Origin of the sequence: Mesorhizobium sp. L2C066B000 (genome assembly GCF_000502335.1) — a bacterium.
GTDB lineage: Bacteria > Pseudomonadota > Alphaproteobacteria > Rhizobiales > Rhizobiaceae > Mesorhizobium.
Genome location: NZ_AYWZ01000018.1, coordinates 47183 through 64559 on the forward strand (window position 1 = coordinate 47183; position 17377 = coordinate 64559).

Sequence of the window (17377 nt, forward strand, 5' to 3'; positions counted from 1 at the left end):
CTAATTTGTCCTGCAAAAGCCCCTTCTCTAAGACAGAAGGGACAGCTCATGAGGGAGCCGCTTGAAATGGCAACAATCGCGCTTGTCGATGACGACCGCAACATTCTGACATCGGTGTCGATCGCCCTCGAGTCCGAGGGGTATCGCGTCGAGACCTACACGGATGGTGCGTCGGCGCTTGAAGGCCTGGCGGCGCGGCCGCCGAATCTCGCCATCCTCGACATCAAGATGCCGCGCATGGACGGCATGGAGCTGTTGCGCCGGATGCGGCAGAAGTCGGACCTGCCGGTGATCTTCCTGACCTCGAAGGACGATGAGATCGATGAGCTTTTCGGCCTCAAGATGGGCGCCGACGATTTCATCCGCAAACCGTTCTCGCAGCGCCTGCTGGTCGAGCGGGTGCGCGCCGTGCTGCGCCGCGCCAGCGCCCGCGAAGCTGCGGCAAAGGCGCCCAGCCAGCAGGCCCGTTCGCTCGAACGCGGCCAGCTCGTCATGGACCAGGAACGCCATACCTGCACCTGGAAGGGCGAGCCGGTGACGCTGACGGTCACCGAATTTCTCATCCTGCACTCGTTGGCGCAGCGCCCCGGCGTGGTAAAAAGCCGTGATGCGCTGATGGATTCGGCCTATGATGAGCAGGTCTATGTCGACGACCGCACCATCGACAGCCACATCAAGCGGCTGCGCAAGAAGTTCAAGGCCGTCGATGACGACTTCGAAATGATCGAAACCCTTTACGGAGTCGGATACCGGTTCCGCGAAGCTTGAGTTGATGCATGTCGCCCAAAAGTGGTCGTGGTTTTTGGGACGACGACATGCATAAAACCAAAGACTAGGCGGGAGCTGCTATTCGATGGCAGTGGATGTACAGCGGAGCAGACGACCGAGCGCTGTCAGGCGGCCGCGGATTCTACCCGCATTCCTGTCGAGGTTGACGGTGCCGATGCGCCGCTTCCTCGGCCACCACATCTTTTCCAGCCTGACCCGGCGCATCCTGTTCCTCAACCTGGCCGGCCTCGCCGTGCTGGTCACCGGCATCCTCTATCTCAACACCTTCCGCGACGGGCTGATCGACGCCCGCGTCGAAAGCCTGATGACGCAGGGCGAGATCATCGCCGGCGCCATTGCCGCGTCGGCAACGGTCGAGACCGATTCGATCAGCATCGATCCGGAAAAACTGCTCGAACTGCAGGCCGGTGAAAGCCTGGGGCCGGGCTCAGACCAGCTTGAGAATCTGGATTTCCCGATCAACCCCGAGCGCGTCGCGCCGGTGCTGCGGCGGCTGATTTCGCCGACGCGCACACGGGCCCGCATCTATGACCGCGACGCCAATCTGCTGCTCGATTCGCGCCATCTCTATTCGCGCGGCCAGATCCTGCGCTACGACCTGCCGCCGGTCGAGGACGAGCAGCCGGATATGCTGGAGCGCGTGCAGAAATTCGTCTTCGACTTCTTCCGCAACAAGGACCTGCCCGTCTACCACGAGCAGCCCGGCGGCAACGGTGCGGCCTTCCCGGAAGTGGTCAAGGCGCTGACCGGCAGTCCATCGACGATCGTGCGGGTGAGCGAACAGGGCGAGCAGATCGTTTCAGTGGCGGTGCCGATCCAGCGCTTCCGCGCCGTTCTCGGCGTGCTGATGCTGTCGACGGAAGGCGGCGACATCGACAAGATCGTCGCCGCCGAGCGCAAGGCTATTTTGCGCGTGTTCGGCATCGCCGCCCTGGTGACCGCCATCCTGTCGATGCTGCTCGCATCCACCATCGCCAATCCGCTGCGCCGGCTGTCGGCGGCGGCAGTGCGGGTGCGGCGCGGCGTCAAGAGCCGCGAGGAGATCCCCGATTTCTCCGATCGCCAGGACGAGATCGGCAATTTGTCGGTCGCGGTGCGCGACATGACCAATGCGCTCTATGCCCGCATCGAGGCGATCGAAAGCTTCGCCGCCGATGTCTCGCACGAGTTGAAGAACCCGCTGACCTCGCTGCGCAGCGCGGTGGAGACCTTGCCGCTTGCCAAGAACGACAATTCACGCGGCAGGCTGATGGAGATCATCCAGCACGATGTCCGGCGTCTCGACCGGCTGATCACCGACATTTCCGATGCCTCGCGCCTAGACGCCGAACTGGCGCGTGAGGATGCCGCCACGGTCGATTTGAAGAAATTCATCACCGATCTCGTCGCCGTGTCGCGCGAAGCGACGCGCAACAAAAAGGCTGTCGAGATCGAATTCAAGGCCGCCAAGCTGCCGCAAGGCGTCAAAGGCTATTTCGTCACCGGCCATGATCTGAGGATCGGCCAGGTCATCACCAATCTGATCGAGAATGCCCGCTCCTTCGTGCCGGAGGACCACGGCCATATCGCCATTTCCCTGGCACGCTCGGGCAAGGTCAACATCGTCACCGTCGACGACAACGGCCCCGGAATCCGCGCCGACGCCATCGACCGCATCTTCGAGCGCTTCTACACCGACCGCCCGGCGGGCGAGGCGTTCGGCCAGAATTCGGGGCTTGGCCTGTCGATATCCAGGCAGATCGTCGAAGCCCATGGCGGCACGCTGACCGCCGAGAACATCCCCGGCACCAAGCCCGGCGACATCAAGGGCGCGCGCTTCGTCGTTACGCTGCCGGCCGAAGGCTGATCGCGGCTGCGCATGCCCGATCCCACCGCGGAACCCGAGAACATCCATGCCACCGCAGTCCTGATTGGCGAGCGGGGCGTCCTGATCACCGGGCCGTCCGGCTCGGGCAAGACAACGCTGGCGCTGGCGCTCATCGACCATTTCAGCCGGCTCGGGCTGTTTGCGCGGCTGATCGGCGACGACCAGCTGTTTGTCGCGGCGCGTTTCGGGCGGCTGGTCTGCCATGCGCCCGCCAGCATTGCCGGCCTCGCAGAGGTGCCTGGACTTGGTCCGAAGCCGCTTTTGTTCCAACCTGTGGGAGTCATCGACCTTACGATCCAGCTGGTTGCCGCTAACGCTGTGGAGCGTTTCCAGGAAGAGTCGAGCGCGACCATTGCCGGCTGTGTGGTGCCGCGCATCGACCTCGTTCAGCGCAACGTCACTGCGGCTTTGCCGGCGGTAATGGCGCGGCTGGCGATTGCGCCTTTCGTATGATCCGCCGCCGGTTTTTTGCTGCAATGCGTCAAATTGGCCATGGCCGACGCAATTTTGGGCTTGTCAACGCGCCGCGCGTCGACAAGATAGCGCTCCCGCCGCCTGGGATGGCCGGCGAGCATAAAAAGCGCCTGTGAAGCGGCGATGACGGGAGCCACCATAGAATGATCGGACTCGTGCTTGTAACGCACGGTCAACTGGCCGCCGAGTTCCGCCATGCCGTGGAACATGTCGTGGGGCCACAAGACAATTTCGAAACCGTGGCAATCGGCGCCGATGACGATATGGAGCAGCGTAGGCGCGATATCGTCGACGCCGTCGGCCGCGTCGACACCGGGACCGGGGTCATCGTTCTGACCGATATGTTCGGCGGCACGCCTTCCAACCTCGCCATTTCGGTGATGGAATCCGGTCGCACCGAGGTCATCGCCGGCATGAACCTGCCGATGCTGATCAAGCTGTCATCGATCCGCAAGGGCGACAACATGGCGACCGCGCTCGACGAGGCGCAGGCCGCGGGGCGCAAATACATCAACGTCGCAAGTCAGCTGCTGAGCAGCAAATGAACGCGCTGTCGCCCGGTGAGATCGTGCGCGAGTTCCCGATCGTCAACCAGCGCGGCCTGCATGCGCGCGCCTCGGCGAAGTTCGTCCAGGTCGCCAGCGGCTTCGACGCCACCGTCCATGTCGAGAAGGATGGTCTCAAGGTCGGCGGCACCTCGATCATGGGGCTGATGATGCTGGCGGCGAGCCCCGGTTATTCGATCCGCGTCACCGCCAGCGGCGCTGAAGCCGCAGCGGCGATGGACGCGCTGGAGCAGCTGGTCGCCTCGCGCTTCGGCGAAGAGTGCTGAAGTTTTTGCTTTGGACGCCGTTGTCCCAAAACCGCGGGATACTTTTGGGCGGCATGCATCCCCGTAAACACATACGCGCATAAAGATTTCTTTATATCCCATTGTCGTCTTGGCGGCGATCTGCTAGTCAGGCCGGCATTCCGCGCCCTTCGACGCGCCGTGTGGCGCAGGCGCATTCTGAAGACAAATCACACCGGAGCACTGCCATGACAGGTAGCAAGGACTATGTGGTCGCCGACATCTCGCTTGCCGGCTGGGGCCGCAAGGAACTCGATATCGCCGAAACCGAAATGCCGGGCCTTATGGCCTGCCGCGAGGAATTCGGCGACAAGAAGCCGTTGAAAGGTGCGCGCATCACCGGATCGCTGCACATGACCATCCAGACCGCGGTGCTGATCGAGACGCTGAAGGCGCTTGGCGCCGATATCCGTTGGGCATCGTGCAACATCTTCTCGACCCAGGACCATGCGGCCGCGGCCATCGCCGAGGCCGGCATCCCGGTGTTCGCCGTGAAGGGCGAGTCGCTCGAGGAGTATTGGGAGTACACCGACAGGATCTTCCAGTGGGCCGATGGCGGCCTCTCCAACATGATCCTCGACGATGGCGGCGACGCCACCATGTACATTCTCATCGGCGCCCGCGCCGAGGCCGGCGAGGACGTGCTGTCCAACCCGCAGAGCGAGGAAGAGGAATACTTCTACGCCCAGGTCAAGAAGCGGCTGAAGGCTTCGCCCGGGTTCTTCACCAAGCAGAAGGAAGCCATCCGCGGCGTCACCGAAGAGACGACCACGGGTGTCAACCGACTCTACCAGCTGCAGAAGAAGGGCCTGCTGCCCTTCCCGGCGATCAACGTCAACGACTCGGTCACCAAGTCGAAGTTCGACAACAAATATGGCTGCAAGGAATCGCTGGTCGACGGCATCCGCCGCGGCACCGACACCATGATGGCCGGCAAGGTTGCGGTCGTCTGCGGCTATGGCGACGTCGGCAAGGGCTCGTCGGCTTCGCTCAAGGGCGCCGGCGCCCGCGTCAAGGTCACCGAAGTCGATCCGATCTGCGCGCTGCAGGCGGCGATGGACGGCTTTGAAGTCGTCACGCTGGAAGATGCCGCACCGACGGCCGACATCGTCATCACCACCACCGGCAACAAGGATGTCGTCACCCTCGACCACATGCGCTCGATGAAGGACATGGTGATCGTCGGCAATATCGGCCACTTCGACAATGAGATCCAGGTCGCGTCGCTGCGCAACCTGCAATGGACCAACGTCAAGCCGCAGGTCGACATGATAACCTTCCCGGACGGCAAGCGGATGATCCTGCTGTCCGAGGGGCGCCTGCTCAACCTCGGCAACGCGACCGGTCATCCGAGCTTCGTGATGTCGGCCTCGTTCACCAATCAGGTGCTGGCGCAGATCGAACTCTACACCAAGCCCGGCCAGTACCAGAACCAGGTCTATGTGCTGCCCAAGCACCTCGACGAGAAGGTGGCGCGTCTGCATCTCGACAAGCTCGGAGCCCGCCTGACCGAACTGTCCGGCGAACAGGCCGCCTATATCGGCGTAACCCCGCAGGGTCCGTTCAAGCCGGAACACTACCGCTATTAACAGAAGCGGCGTTTATCACTAGATATTGAAGCCGGGCGATTGACTTTTCGCCCGGCTTCTTTTTTGCGCGGATGATTCTTCACGCCGATTCCAGCACGCGCTATTGTGCTGATTCGTGGGCCGGGGACGAGGGCCGGCGTACGCATCGAGAGCATGATTCGAACCGAAGGACCGCGTCAGGGAAAAGTGGGAAGCGGTTTTCGGAAAGATCATGCTCTTCAAGAGAGAGTTAGGTCAGAAGGGCGTTTCTACCAACGTGATCCTGATCTGGGCGGTCTTGCATTCAGGCGGCGAAGAGGACCAAGACATGCCGGGGGAAAACCCGCCTCGCGCGGGATCGGCCGTTTCCGGCGGCCATGACGATTCCGATAGCACTGGCTCCGTCACGATAGGCGGTGGCCTGAAGAGGCGCGTCGGCGCCCGCACCGCCGGCTTTCTTGCCACCTCAGCTCTTGCCGGCCCGCTCACCTCGTTTGCCGCCCATGCCGAGCCGGCCATTGCGCAGAAGGCCGGACTGTCGGTCAGCGCGGTCGAAGTCATCCAGCTCGCCATGTTCGTCGGCGTCATGGGCGCGGCACTGGTCTCGGCCATCTTCCTGATCCGCGAAAGAGCCCGCACCTCGGCGCAGAATGTCGAACTCAGAGCCCGCATTGCCGACATCAATGCGGCGCTGCAGCGCTCCGAGGCGCTGCTCAATCTGCGTGACCAGCGCGTCATCGTCTGGGCGTCGGAGAACAAGAAGCCGGAGCTCATCGGCACACTGCCGCTGGAAAGCGGTGCGCCGGACGACCGTGCAGCCTTCCTCGCCTTCGGCCGCTGGCTGATGCCGCGCTCGGCGGCGGCGCTCGAAAATGCCGTCGCTGGTCTGCGCGAGAAAGCGAAACCCTTTGATCTCGTGATCGAATCGCAGGCCGGGGCGCCGCTTGAAGTGCATGGCCGCAAGAGCGCCGCGCATGTGCTGGTGCGCTTCGTCTCGCTGTCGGAAACTCAGAGGAGCCAAGCCAGGCTGAAGATCGAGAACCAGCGTCTGGCCGCCGACTACGAGACCATGATCGGCCTGCTCGACGCCTTGCCGATGCCGGCCTGGCTGCGCGCCACCGACGGGCGGCTGAAATGGGTCAACCGTGCCTATGCCGGAGCGGTCGAGGCACCGAACGCCGAGACCGCCGTGCGCGAAGCCAAGGAATTCCTCGGCGCCCAAGCGCGCGAACAGATCGCCGCGCAGCACAAATCGCGCCCAATCTTCGAACAAACGCTGTCGACGGTGATCGAGGGCGACCGCCGCGTGTTCGCCGTCACCGACTTCGCCGGTGCCGACGGCTCGGCCGGCCTTGCCTGCGACACCAGCGCCACCGAAACCATTCGCGGCGAATATGAGCGCACGGTGCGCAGCCATGCCGACACGCTCGACCAGCTCAACACGGCGGTGGCGATCTTCGATGCCAACGAGAAGTTGCGCTTCTTCAACCAGGCGTTCCAGAAACTGTGGGGGCTGGACCCGGGCTTCCTGCACAGCGCGCCCGACAATGCGCTGCTGCTTGACCGGCTGCGCAGCGAAGGCAAGATCGCCGAGCAGCCGGAATGGCGGCGTTGGAAAGAAGGCCTGCTTGGCGCCTACCGCGCGGTGGAATCGCAAGAGCATTGGTGGCATTTGCCCGACGGCAAGACCATCCGCGTGGTCGCCAACCCCCAGCCGAAGGGCGGCGTGACCTGGGTGTTTGAGAACCTGACCGAGAAGATGGACCTCGAAAGCCGCTACCAGACGGCGGTGCGGGTCCAGGGCGAAACGCTCGACAATCTGGCCGAAGGCGTCGCCGTGTTCGGTCCCGACGGGCGGCTGCGCCTGTCGAACCCGGCCTTTGTCGCGCTGTGGGGACTGAGCCAGGATGTGATCAAGCCCAACGTCCATGTCTCGGCGATCCGCGATCTCAGCGACCAGCGCGCCGTCGACAGCCCGTGGGGCGGGTTCGTCGCCGCCATCACCGGTTTCGACGACGAGCGCCGCGACCGCCATGGCCAGACCGAACTGAAGAACGGCACAGTGCTCAGCTACGCCGTCATCCCGCTGCCCAACGGCCAGGTGATGATGACCTTTGTGGACGTCACCGACAGCGTCAATGTCGAGCGCGCGCTGAAGGACAAGAACGAAGCGCTGCAGAAATCCGACCAGCTGAAGAACGAGTTCGTGCAGCATGTCTCCTACGAGCTGCGCTCGCCGCTGACCAACATCATCGGCTTCACCGAGCTTCTGTCGCTGCCGGCGACCGGGCCGCTCAGCCCAAAGCAGCGCGAATATGTCGAGCATGTCGGCTCGTCATCCTCGGTGCTGCTCACCATCGTCAACGACATACTCGACCTCGCCACCGTCGACGCCGGTATCATGCAGCTCGACATTTCGGAAGTAAGCGTCGAGCGCACCATCGAGGCCGCGGCCGAACTGGTCGCCGACCGGCTGCAAGAGCATTCGATCAAGCTCCGGATCGACGCCGCTGCGGCGCCGAAGAGTTTTCACGGCGACGAGACCCGGGTTCGCCAGATCCTCTACAATCTGCTCAGCAACGCCGCCAATTACGCGCCGGAGGCGAGCACGATCACGCTTGCCTGCCGGCATTTGGAGCAAGGTGTGGAATTCTCCGTCCATGACAACGGCCCCGGCATGCCGCCGGACCTGCTCGATTCGGTGTTCCGCCGCTTCGAGCCGCGCACCAATGGCGGGCGCCGGCGCGGTGCGGGCTTAGGCCTGTCGATCGTCAAGAGCTTTGTCGAGCTGCACGGCGGCAGCGTGCGCATCGAGACCGGCAAGGACAAGGGCACCACCGTCATCTGCACCTTCCCCGATGCACCGTCGGGCATCCGCGCCGCGGCCGAGTAGCGCGCTCGATGACTGTTGTTGTGCTGGAGCGTTTTCTCGCCGACGAGGCTGCGACCGCAAGGCTCGGCGAAGACCTGGCCATGGCGCTGCGGCCGGGCGACGTGCTGGCGCTCAAGGGCGATCTCGGCGCCGGCAAGTCGACGCTGGCGCGGGCCCTGATCAGGGCGCTGGCCGATGATGCCGGCCTCGATGTGCCGAGCCCTACCTTCACCTTGGTGCAAAGCTACGACACGCGCATCCCCGTGCACCATTTCGATCTCTATCGCCTGTCCTCGGCCGGCGAGATGGACGAGCTGGGTTTCGACGAGGCGCTGCTGCAGGGCGCTGCCCTTGTCGAGTGGCCGGAACGGGCGGAGGCCGCTCTTCCGAGAACGTCGATCTGGATCGAACTCGTCCATCAGGACGAAGGACGATTGGCGAAACTATCGGGCCAAGGCGTTGCCTTCGAACGCGTGGCGCGATCGCTGGCGATGCGCGATTTCCTCAAAACGGCCGGTTGGGGCGACGCCGCGCGGCGCCATTTCGTCGGCGACGCCTCGGCGCGCTCTTACGAGATTGTTTCGCTCGCCGGCCTTGCGCCGCGCGTGCTGATGAATTCGCCGCGGCTGGTGCTGGGGCCGCCGGTGCGCGACGGCAAGCCCTATGCCGTGATCGCCCACACGGCGCAGTCGGTCACCGCTTTCGTCGCCATCGACAAGGCGCTGCTGGCGCAAGGTGTCAGTGTCCCAAAAATCCATGCCGAGGATCTCGAACGGGGCTTTCTGCTGCTGGAGCATCTGGGCTCGGAAGGTTTTCTCGACGGCAATGATGAGCCGGTGGCCGAGCGCTACGCGGCAGCGGCCGAATTGCTGGCCATGATGCATGGGAAGACCTGGCCGCAGCGCATGGAGGCCGTGCCGGGCGTCTTCCACGAGGTGCCGCCGTTCGATCGCGACGCCATGCTGATCGAAGCCGATCTCTTGGTCGATTGGTATGTGCCGATGGTGACCGGCAGCCCGGCAAGCGAGGCTTTACGCGCCGGCTATCACAGGGAATGGAACGCGGTTCTCGATCGGCTGGACACACAGGAATACACGCTGATGCTGCGCGACTTCCATTCGCCCAACATCATCTGGCGCGGTGACCGCAAAGGCCACGACCGCCTCGGCATCGTCGACGTCCAGGACGCGCTGATGGGTCCTGCGGCCTATGACGTTGCGTCGCTGGCCATGGATGCCCGCGTCACCGTTTCGCCCGATATCGAGCAGCGGACCGTGGACGCCTATGTCGCTGCGCGCCACGCCGCCATCGGCTTCGACGAGCTCGCTTTCCGTGAGGCCTATGCCATCATGGCGGCGCAGCGCAATTCAAAGATCCTCGGCATTTTCGTGCGGCTCGAAAAGCGCGACGGCAAGCCCTATTATCTCCGACACCTGCCGCGCATCCGCGATTATCTCAGGCGGGCGCTGGCGCACCCGGCGCTGGCTCAGCTGAAGGAGTTTTACATGGCACATGGCCTGCTGGAGGAACGGCTCCCGTGACCTTGACCACAGCGATGGTGCTGGCGGCTGGTCTTGGCAAGCGCATGCGGCCGATCACCGACACCATGCCGAAGCCGCTGGTGCGGATCGCCGGCAGGACCTTGCTCGACTGGGGGCTGGACAGTCTCGAAGCGGCCGGCGTCGAGAAAGCCATCGTCAACGTGCACTATCTGCCGGACCAGATCGTCGCCCATATCGCCCACAGGCGGGCGCCAAAGATCGTCATTTCCGACGAGCGCGACGCACTGCTGAATTCGGCGGGTGGCATCGTCAAGGCATTGCCGCTGCTGGGCAGCGACCCCTTCTACATCATCAACGCCGATACGTTCTGGATCGACAGCGGCCAGCCCAGCCTCGAGCGCCTTGCCCTTGCATGGGACGGCGCGAAAATGGATATTCTGCTGATGCTTACCGATCTCGACTCGGCCACCGGACACGGTGTCGGCACGGATTTCCTGATGGCGCCGGATGGCGGCCTGCGGCGCTCGAAAGGCGATCCGGCCGGGTTGATCTATGCCGGAGCGGCAATCGTCAATCCCGCCATCTTCAGGGATGCGCCGGCCGGGGCGCATTCGCTCAACACCCATTTCGACAAGGCAATCGCCTCTGGCCGTCTGTTCGGCATGCAGATGCGCGGAAGCTGGATCACCGTCGGCACTCCCGACGCCATTCCGCAGGCGGAAGCGGCGGTCGCCGACGCTCTCGCGAAGGTGGTATGAGCGGCGCGCGCCGCGTTCTTTCGATCCCGCCCGGAGCGCCATTCCTGCCGACTCTGGCCGAGGCCTTGCTGGCCGGACGGCTGGTGCCCGGCTTCCGGTTCGACGGCGATCCGCTGGCGCTGGCTGATGTCACCATCTATGTGCCGACACGGCGCGCGGCCCGTGCGCTGCGCGGCGCTTTTGTCGACGCGCTTTCGGGACCGGGAGGGAGCCGCCGTTCGGCGATCCTGCCGGTCATCCGCCCGCTCGGAGAGTTCGACGAGGACGAAGCCGCCTTCGACGCCGGCACGCCGACCGAGCTTGAAATGGCGCCGCCGATCGCAGCCATCGAACGCCTGCTGCTGCTGGCGCCGCTGGTGCGGGCCTGGAAGCGCACCTTGCCGGCGCATGTCCTTGATATGTTCAACGAAGAGATCGTCGTGCCGGCCTCCGCCGCCGATGCGATCTGGCTAGCGCGTGACCTCGCCCGGCTGATGGACGAGATCGAAACCGAAGGCACGGACTGGACCAGGCTTGCCGATCTGGTCACCGGCAATCTTGCCGGATGGTGGCTTGTGACGCTCGATTTCCTCCGTATCGTCACCGAGGCCTGGCCGAAATTGCTGGAGGAGCGCGACCGCTCCAACCCGGCCGCGCACCGCAATGCGCTGATCCGGCGCGAGGCGAAGCGGCTGGAACGCAACCCGCCCAAAGGCCCGGTGATCGCCGCCGGCTCGACGGGCTCTATTCCCGCCACGGCCGAACTGCTTGCCACGGTCGCCAGCCTGCCCAACGGCGCCGTGGTGCTGCCCGGGCTCGATGGGATGCTGGACGAACCGTCTTTTGCCGCGATTGGGGCGCCCGGTGCGCTGCTTGGCCACCCGCAATACGGCATGGCCAAGCTGATCGGCAAGATTGGCGTGCTGCGTGGCGATGTCGAGGAAGTGGTCTCCGCCGAGCCCGCACTGGCGCTCCGCGCGGCCCTTGTCGGCGAGGCGCTGCGGCCGGCCGAGACCACGGAATTATGGGCCGAGACCCGCATATGCTTCAACGCCGTAGACATCGCCGAGGCCTTCGCCGACGTGACGCTGGTCGAAGCCGCCAGCGAACGCGACGAGGCGGCGGCGATCGCCATCGCGCTGAAAACCGCCGTGGAACAGCCGGGGCACAGGGCAGCGCTCGTTACCGGCGACCGCGGGCTGGCGCGGCGCGTCTCGGCCGAGCTGTTGCGCTTCGGTGTGATCGCTGACGATTCCGGCGGCACGCCGCTCGCCAACACGCCTGCAGCCAGCCTGCTGCGGCTCACACTTCAAGCGGTATTCCGGCCCGGCGATCCCGTCGGCCTTTTGTCGCTGCTCAAGCATCCGCTGCTCGGGCTCGGACTTGAGCGCACCGGCGTGCGCCATGCCGCCGAGCTCATCGAACTCGTGGCGCTGCGCGGCGGCACCGGACGCCCCGACATCGCCGCCTTGCCAGCACTGTTCGAGGAGCGTCTCGCCGGGCTGAGCGGGGACAAGCGCCAGCCCTTCTGGTTTTCGCGCCTGAGCGTGCGCGGCATCGACGATGCCCGCGATATGCTGAGCCGGCTTGTGACGGCACTGGCGCCCCTGACCGCCTTTCGCGGTGAAGAGAATGCCGATCTTGTCGCGTTGACCAGAGCGAGCGTCGCCGCGCTGGAAAATCTCGGCCGCACGGCGGAGGGCAGCCTGGCTGAATTTTATGCCGGCGACGCCGGCGAGAAACTCGCCGAGCTGCTGCGCGGTGTGGTCGCGGCCTCGGCGTCGTTCGACTTCCCGGCCGACGAATGGCCTGATGTGATGGACGCGCTGGTAGCACCGGAAACGGTCAAGCCCGGGCAAGGCACCGACCGCAACATCGCCATTTGGGGGGCGCTGGAAGCGCGGCTGCAGAATGTCGACACGCTGGTCATTGGCGGGCTGAACGAGGGCGTGTGGCCACGCAAGCCGGAAAGCGATCGCTTCATGTCGCGGTTGATGAAGACCGGCATCGATCTCGAGCCGCCGGAGCGCCGTATCGGCCTTGCCGNTTGCCGCCCACGACTTCCAGATGGCGATGGGGGCGAAAAAGGTGGTGCTGACGCGCTCCGCCCGAGCCGGCGACGCACCGGCGGTGCCGTCGCGCTGGCTGCAGCGCATCCTCACCTTCATCGGCAAGGATCCGGCGGCCGCATTGCGCGGGCGCGGCGACGAATTGCTTGCCTGGGCGCGCGCGCTCGATGCCGGCGAGCGGCAGCATTTCGCGCCGCGACCGCAGCCGAAACCGCCGCTGAGCATGCGGCCGCAGCATTTCTCGGTCACTGAGATCGAGACGCTGCGCCGCGACCCCTATGCAGTCTATGCCAAGCGTATTCTGAGCCTTCTGCCGCTCGAGCCGGTGATCCGCGACCCCGGCGCGGCCGAGCGCGGCACGCTGTTTCATCACATCCTGCATCTGTTCTCGACAGAGGTGGCGGATCCCCGCGCGCCCGAAGCTCTGGAACGCCTCATCGCTGCCGGCCGGACCTGCTTTGCCGAGATCGCCCTGCCCGCCGATGTCGAGGCTGTGTGGTGGCCGCGCTTCGAAAAGCTTGCCGCCAACATCATCGAATGGGAGCGCGGCCGCGCTCCCGCCGTCGCTCGGCGGCATGCCGAGGAGCGCGCCGAAAAGACCGCCGTCGGCCGCACCGGCGTGACGCTGTCCGGCTATGCCGACCGCGTCGACCTTTTGGCCGGTGGCATGGCCGACATTCTCGACTACAAGACCGGCTCGTCCCCGTCCAAGGCGCAGGCCCACACGCTGCTGGCGCCACAGCTGGCGCTCGAAGGGGCGCTGCTCCGGCGCGGCGCCTTCAAGGGGCTTGGCGCGCGCGAGCCCTCCCAGCTCGCATTCGTGCGGCTGAAGCCGAATGGCGAAGTGTTCGAGGAATCCATCCTTGACTACAACCGCCAGCCCCGGACCGCCGAAGACCTCGCCGAGGAGGCCTGGGCGCGGCTGGAAAAGCTGCTGGTCCATTATGCCGATCCAACGACCGGCTACCTGTCGCGGGCGCTGCCGTTTCGCGAGGGCGAGAGCGATGGCGATTACGACCATCTGGCACGCGTGCTCGAATGGTCGGCCGGCGGCGACAGCGATGACGAGGCGGGGGAGGCATGAAAAAAGCCTATCCCATCCCCAGCGAAACCGCCGCCAGCCAAGCGCGCGCCTCCGACCCGAAGAACTCGGCCTGGGTGTCGGCCAATGCCGGATCGGGCAAGACGCATGTGCTGGCCCAGCGCGTCATCCGGCTGCTGCTCAACGGCACCGATCCGTCGAAGATCCTGTGCCTGACCTATACGCGGGCGGCCGCCGCCAACATGTCGAACCGCGTGTTCTCGACCCTGTCGGAATGGACGGCGCTCGGCGATGCCGAGCTTGCCACAAAGATTGAGGCGGTGGACGGCCGTCGACCCGACCGCGACACGATGCGGCGGGCGCGCCGGCTGTTTGCCGAAGCGCTGGAAACGCCGGGCGGGCTGAAGATCCAGACCATCCACGCCTTCTGCGAATCGGTGCTGCACCAGTTTCCGCTGGAGGCCAACATCCCGGCGCATTTCGAAATGCTCGATCCGCAGATGGAGGCCTCGCTGTTTGCTGGCGCCCGCCGCGACATGATTTCGGGCACGTCAGCCGGAGACACCGGACTGGCCGAGGCCTTTGCCACCGTGCTGGAGCGCGGCGGCGAACACGGACTCGATGCGCTGCTCGCCGAAATCGTGCGCAAGCGCGACGGCTTACGCGGCTTCATCGATGCGGTCCGGCGCGACGGCGGCGGCTTTCAGGCCCTGTTCGACGAATTCCATTTTCGCCCCGGGCAGAACGCCGAAGACATCGCGGCATCGGTATGGCCGCTGCCGGGTTTCCTGCCGGACTTCTTTGCAGTGTTCGCCAGTGCCGCCGAGGCCGCCGACGCCCGCACCGTGCTCAACAATCTCCTGCCCTATGCCCGCTTGGCCTTTGCCGAGACGGACCCAATCCGCCGGCTGCAGATGCTCGGCAAAGCCTTCCTCAAGGCCGATGGCGAGCCCTATGATCCGGCAAAGGCATTCAAGAAGGCGCTGCTCGAGCGGCTGCCCGACCTTCCCGAGCGCTATCTGGCGGCCGTCAAGGCGATATCAGAGGTTTCCGACCGGCTGGCGCTGTTCCGAATGCTGGAAGGCACGGTCGCGGCGTTGACCATAGCCGACTGGCTGATCGTGCGTTACGAGCGCCTGAAGCGCGGCCGCGGCTTTCTAGACTTCAACGACCTCATCACCCGCACGGTCAACCTTCTGGCGCGGCCGGATGCCGGCCCCTGGGTGCAGTACAAGCTCGACCAAGGCATCGACCACATCCTGCTCGACGAGGCGCAGGACACCAGCCCCGACCAATGGGAGGTGGTGAAGCGGCTGGCGGAGGAGTTCTTTGCCGGCCACGGCCAGCGCGGCACGGCCAATCGCACGGTGTTTGCCGTCGGCGACGAAAAGCAGTCGATCTATTCCTTCCAGGGTGCCGCACCGGATTCCTTTGCCGACAGCCGGCTCTTGTTTTCCGGACGCGTGAACGCAGCCAATGCTTCGTTTGCCGACCTGAAACTGACCTGGTCGTTCCGTTCGACCGACGACGTGCTTGCCGCAGTCGACCGCGTCTTTGCCGATCCGGGCGTGCGGCGCGGCATCAGCCACGACCCCGATCCGCTCGACCACAAGGCGATCCGCAACGACGCGCCAGGCTATGTCGAGGTCTGGCCGTCGCTCGGCGCCGACGCCGTCGAGGAACCCGACGACTGGACGCTGCCGGTCAACCACGCCAGCGCGCCGGCGGTGCGGGTGGCCGAGCATGTGGCGGCGACCGTCCAGGCATGGCTCAAGGACCGCGAGATCATCGAGGGCAAGGGACGCAGGCTGAGAGCCGGCGACATTCTTGTGCTGGTGCGCAAGCGCGACCGCTTCGTCCATGCGCTGTCGCGCGCGCTGAAGGACCGCGATATTCCCGTCGCCGGCGCCGACCGGCTGAGCCTGCCCGGCCATATCGCGGTCAAGGACCTGATCGCACTCGGCCATTTCCTCATCCAGCCGCAGGATGACCTGTCGCTCGCCGCCGTGCTGCGCAGCCCGGTCTTCGACGTGTCGGAGCAGACGCTTTTTACGCTTGGCGCCGGACGGCCAGCCGGAACATCACTGATCGCGTCACTACGCCAGCATGCCGGCGACAATACCGCACTGACCGCTATCGTTGCCCGGCTCGATGGCTGGGCCAACGAGGCGGCGTTCCGGCCGGTGTTCGAATTCTACGCCGGGGTGCTGGCGCGCGACGGCCTGCGCAAGAAGATGATCGCCCGGCTCGGCCCGGAGGCCGGCGATATTCTCGACGAGTTCCTGAGCTTCTGTCTGGCCGAAGAACGCACCGGCTTGCCGGGGCTGGAGGCTTTCCTGGCGACGCTGGAAAACACCGGTCCGGAGATCAAGCGCGAGATGGACCAGACGCGCGACGAGGTCCGCGTGATGACCGTGCACGCCGCCAAGGGCCTGGAAGCGCCTGTTGTCTTCCTGGTCGATGGCGGGTCGGCGCCGTTCAGCGACCAGCATCTGCCGCGGCTGATGCCGTTCGACGCTTCGGGCCGCAATTTCGACGGCAAGGGCTATCTCTGGCGCTCGGCCGCCGATGTCGCGAACGGCTTCTCCAAGGCGGCCTCGGCCAGGGCGCGGGAGCTTGCCGACGACGAATACCGCCGGCTGCTCTATGTCGGCATGACGCGCGCCGAGGACCGGCTGATCGTCTGCGGCTATCACGGCAAGCGTTCGCCGAGCACCGGCACCTGGCATTCGATTGTCAGCCGCGCGCTGCTTGCCGCGCCGGAAAGCACGGAGCGCCATCATCCCGCCAGCGGCGAGCCGGTGCATCGCTTCGTCATCACCAAGCTGCCGCCGGTGGCGCTGGCAGCCGCCGACGAGGCGCGGCTGCCGCAATCGCTTTTGCCGTTCTTGCCGGCAAACCTGTTTCGCCCTTTGCCGCCTTATGAAGAACTGCCGCGCCCGCTATCGCCCTCTGGCGCTTCGGCGCTGATCGACGAGGGCAAGGAGGCGGTCGTCGATACGCGTTCGCCGGTGCTGGACAGCGAAGCGGAGCCCGGTTTTGCCGTGATGCGCGGGCTGGCGCTGCACAAGCTGCTGCAGATGCTGCCCGGTTTTGCCGAAGACGAACGGCAAGGCGCGGCGGCGCAGTATCTCATTCGAGCCGGCGCCGACTGGCCCGAGGCCGAGCGTAACAAGGCGCTGGCCTCGGTGATGGCGATCCTCGGAGATTCTCGCTTTGCCGGGCTGTTTTCGCCCTCGTCACGCGCTGAAGTCGCGGTCATGGGCAGCCTCGAAGTCAAAGGCAGACTGCGCTCGATCTCGGGCAAGATCGACCGGCTGGCGGTGACGCCCGAGCGCGTATCGATCGTCGACTACAAGACCAACCGGCCGGCGCCCGCAGGCCTGGCCCAGGTGCCGCCGGCCTATGTCCTGCAGCTGGCGCTCTACCGCGCGCTGCTCCAGCCGCTTTACCCCGGCCGCGCGGTGACGGCAGCACTGCTGTTCACCGAGGCGCCGAGGCTGATCGAACTCCCGGCGCAGGCGATGGACGACGCCCTTGCCCGACTCACGGGAGCGTGACACAAGTTCTGCTTGAAGAAGGGCAGCTCAACCACCACATTTGGTGC

Annotated in this window: 10 protein-coding genes and 1 pseudogene; all 11 read left to right on the forward strand. The window is 65.3% G+C overall.

The features are described 5' to 3' along the window. The first annotated feature begins 66 nt into the window (after window positions 1-66). The 11 genes and pseudogenes from X733_RS140060 to addA all read left to right on the forward strand — a co-directional run bounded on the left by X733_RS140060 (window position 67) and on the right by addA (window position 17330). Window positions 67-768: a response regulator transcription factor gene (locus X733_RS140060; RefSeq protein WP_010912942.1), complete on the forward strand. Its 702-nt coding sequence runs from the start codon at window positions 67-69 to the stop codon at window positions 766-768. 85 nt (window positions 769-853) lie between these two features. After that, window positions 854-2635 (forward strand): sensor histidine kinase, encoded by a 1782-nt coding sequence (locus X733_RS140055; protein WP_023819891.1) that lies wholly within the window; start codon window positions 854-856, stop codon window positions 2633-2635. A gap of 12 nt (window positions 2636-2647) precedes the next feature. Beyond that, window positions 2648-3109 carry an HPr kinase gene (locus tag X733_RS140050; RefSeq protein WP_023672306.1) on the forward strand — a complete coding sequence of 154 codons (462 nt, stop codon included), beginning with the start codon at window positions 2648-2650 and terminating at the stop codon, window positions 3107-3109. Between the two features lie 164 nt (window positions 3110-3273). Beyond that, the gene (locus X733_RS140045; protein WP_023672304.1) at window positions 3274-3675 is read left to right on the forward strand and encodes a PTS sugar transporter subunit IIA; all 402 of its coding nucleotides are present in this window, start codon (window positions 3274-3276) and stop codon (window positions 3673-3675) included. Continuing rightward, window positions 3672-3962 carry an HPr family phosphocarrier protein gene (locus tag X733_RS140040; RefSeq protein WP_023672303.1) on the forward strand — a complete coding sequence of 97 codons (291 nt, stop codon included), beginning with the start codon at window positions 3672-3674 and terminating at the stop codon, window positions 3960-3962. Before X733_RS140045 ends, X733_RS140040 begins: the two co-directional genes overlap by 4 nt. 206 nt (window positions 3963-4168) lie before the next feature. Continuing rightward, a complete protein-coding gene (ahcY, locus tag X733_RS140035) occupies window positions 4169-5569 on the forward strand; it encodes an adenosylhomocysteinase (protein WP_023819892.1) in 1401 nt (466 codons plus the stop codon). Window positions 5570-5876: 307 nt separating this feature from the next. Further along, on the forward strand, window positions 5877-8441 hold the full coding sequence (locus X733_RS140030; RefSeq protein WP_023819893.1) for a PAS domain-containing sensor histidine kinase: 2565 nt from the start codon (window positions 5877-5879) through the stop codon (window positions 8439-8441). 8 nt (window positions 8442-8449) lie between these two features. Continuing rightward, on the forward strand, window positions 8450-9961 hold the full coding sequence (tsaE, locus tag X733_RS140025) for a tRNA (adenosine(37)-N6)-threonylcarbamoyltransferase complex ATPase subunit type 1 TsaE (RefSeq protein ID WP_023819894.1): 1512 nt from the start codon (window positions 8450-8452) through the stop codon (window positions 9959-9961). 14 nt (window positions 9962-9975) lie between these two features. After that, window positions 9976-10680: a nucleotidyltransferase family protein gene (locus X733_RS140020; RefSeq protein WP_031193990.1), complete on the forward strand. Its 705-nt coding sequence runs from the start codon at window positions 9976-9978 to the stop codon at window positions 10678-10680. After that, window positions 10677-13812: pseudogene (gene addB / locus X733_RS01000000166625) on the forward strand (double-strand break repair protein AddB). The gene X733_RS140020 and the pseudogene addB overlap by 4 nt, the downstream one beginning before the upstream one ends. Next, window positions 13809-17330 (forward strand): double-strand break repair helicase AddA, encoded by a 3522-nt coding sequence (addA, locus tag X733_RS140015; RefSeq protein WP_023819896.1) that lies wholly within the window; start codon window positions 13809-13811, stop codon window positions 17328-17330. The pseudogene addB and the gene addA overlap by 4 nt, the downstream one beginning before the upstream one ends. Window positions 17331-17377: the final 47 nt, after the last annotated feature.

Bases quoted from the DNA above. Each gene is read 5' to 3' on its own strand.
- X733_RS140060 (WP_010912942.1), top strand. From the start codon at position 67: ATGGCAACAATCGCGCTTGTCGATGACGACCGCAACATTCTGACATCG.
- X733_RS140055 (WP_023819891.1), top strand. From the start codon at position 854: ATGGCAGTGGATGTACAGCGGAGCAGACGACCGAGCGCTGTCAGGCGG.
- X733_RS140050 (WP_023672306.1), top strand. From the start codon at position 2,648: ATGCCCGATCCCACCGCGGAACCCGAGAACATCCATGCCACCGCAGTC.
- X733_RS140045 (WP_023672304.1), top strand. From the start codon at position 3,274: ATGATCGGACTCGTGCTTGTAACGCACGGTCAACTGGCCGCCGAGTTC.
- X733_RS140040 (WP_023672303.1), top strand. From the start codon at position 3,672: ATGAACGCGCTGTCGCCCGGTGAGATCGTGCGCGAGTTCCCGATCGTC.
- ahcY (WP_023819892.1), top strand. From the start codon at position 4,169: ATGACAGGTAGCAAGGACTATGTGGTCGCCGACATCTCGCTTGCCGGC.
- X733_RS140030 (WP_023819893.1), top strand. From the start codon at position 5,877: ATGCCGGGGGAAAACCCGCCTCGCGCGGGATCGGCCGTTTCCGGCGGC.
- tsaE (WP_023819894.1), top strand. From the start codon at position 8,450: ATGACTGTTGTTGTGCTGGAGCGTTTTCTCGCCGACGAGGCTGCGACC.
- X733_RS140020 (WP_031193990.1), top strand. From the start codon at position 9,976: ATGGTGCTGGCGGCTGGTCTTGGCAAGCGCATGCGGCCGATCACCGAC.
- addA (WP_023819896.1), top strand. From the start codon at position 13,809: ATGAAAAAAGCCTATCCCATCCCCAGCGAAACCGCCGCCAGCCAAGCG.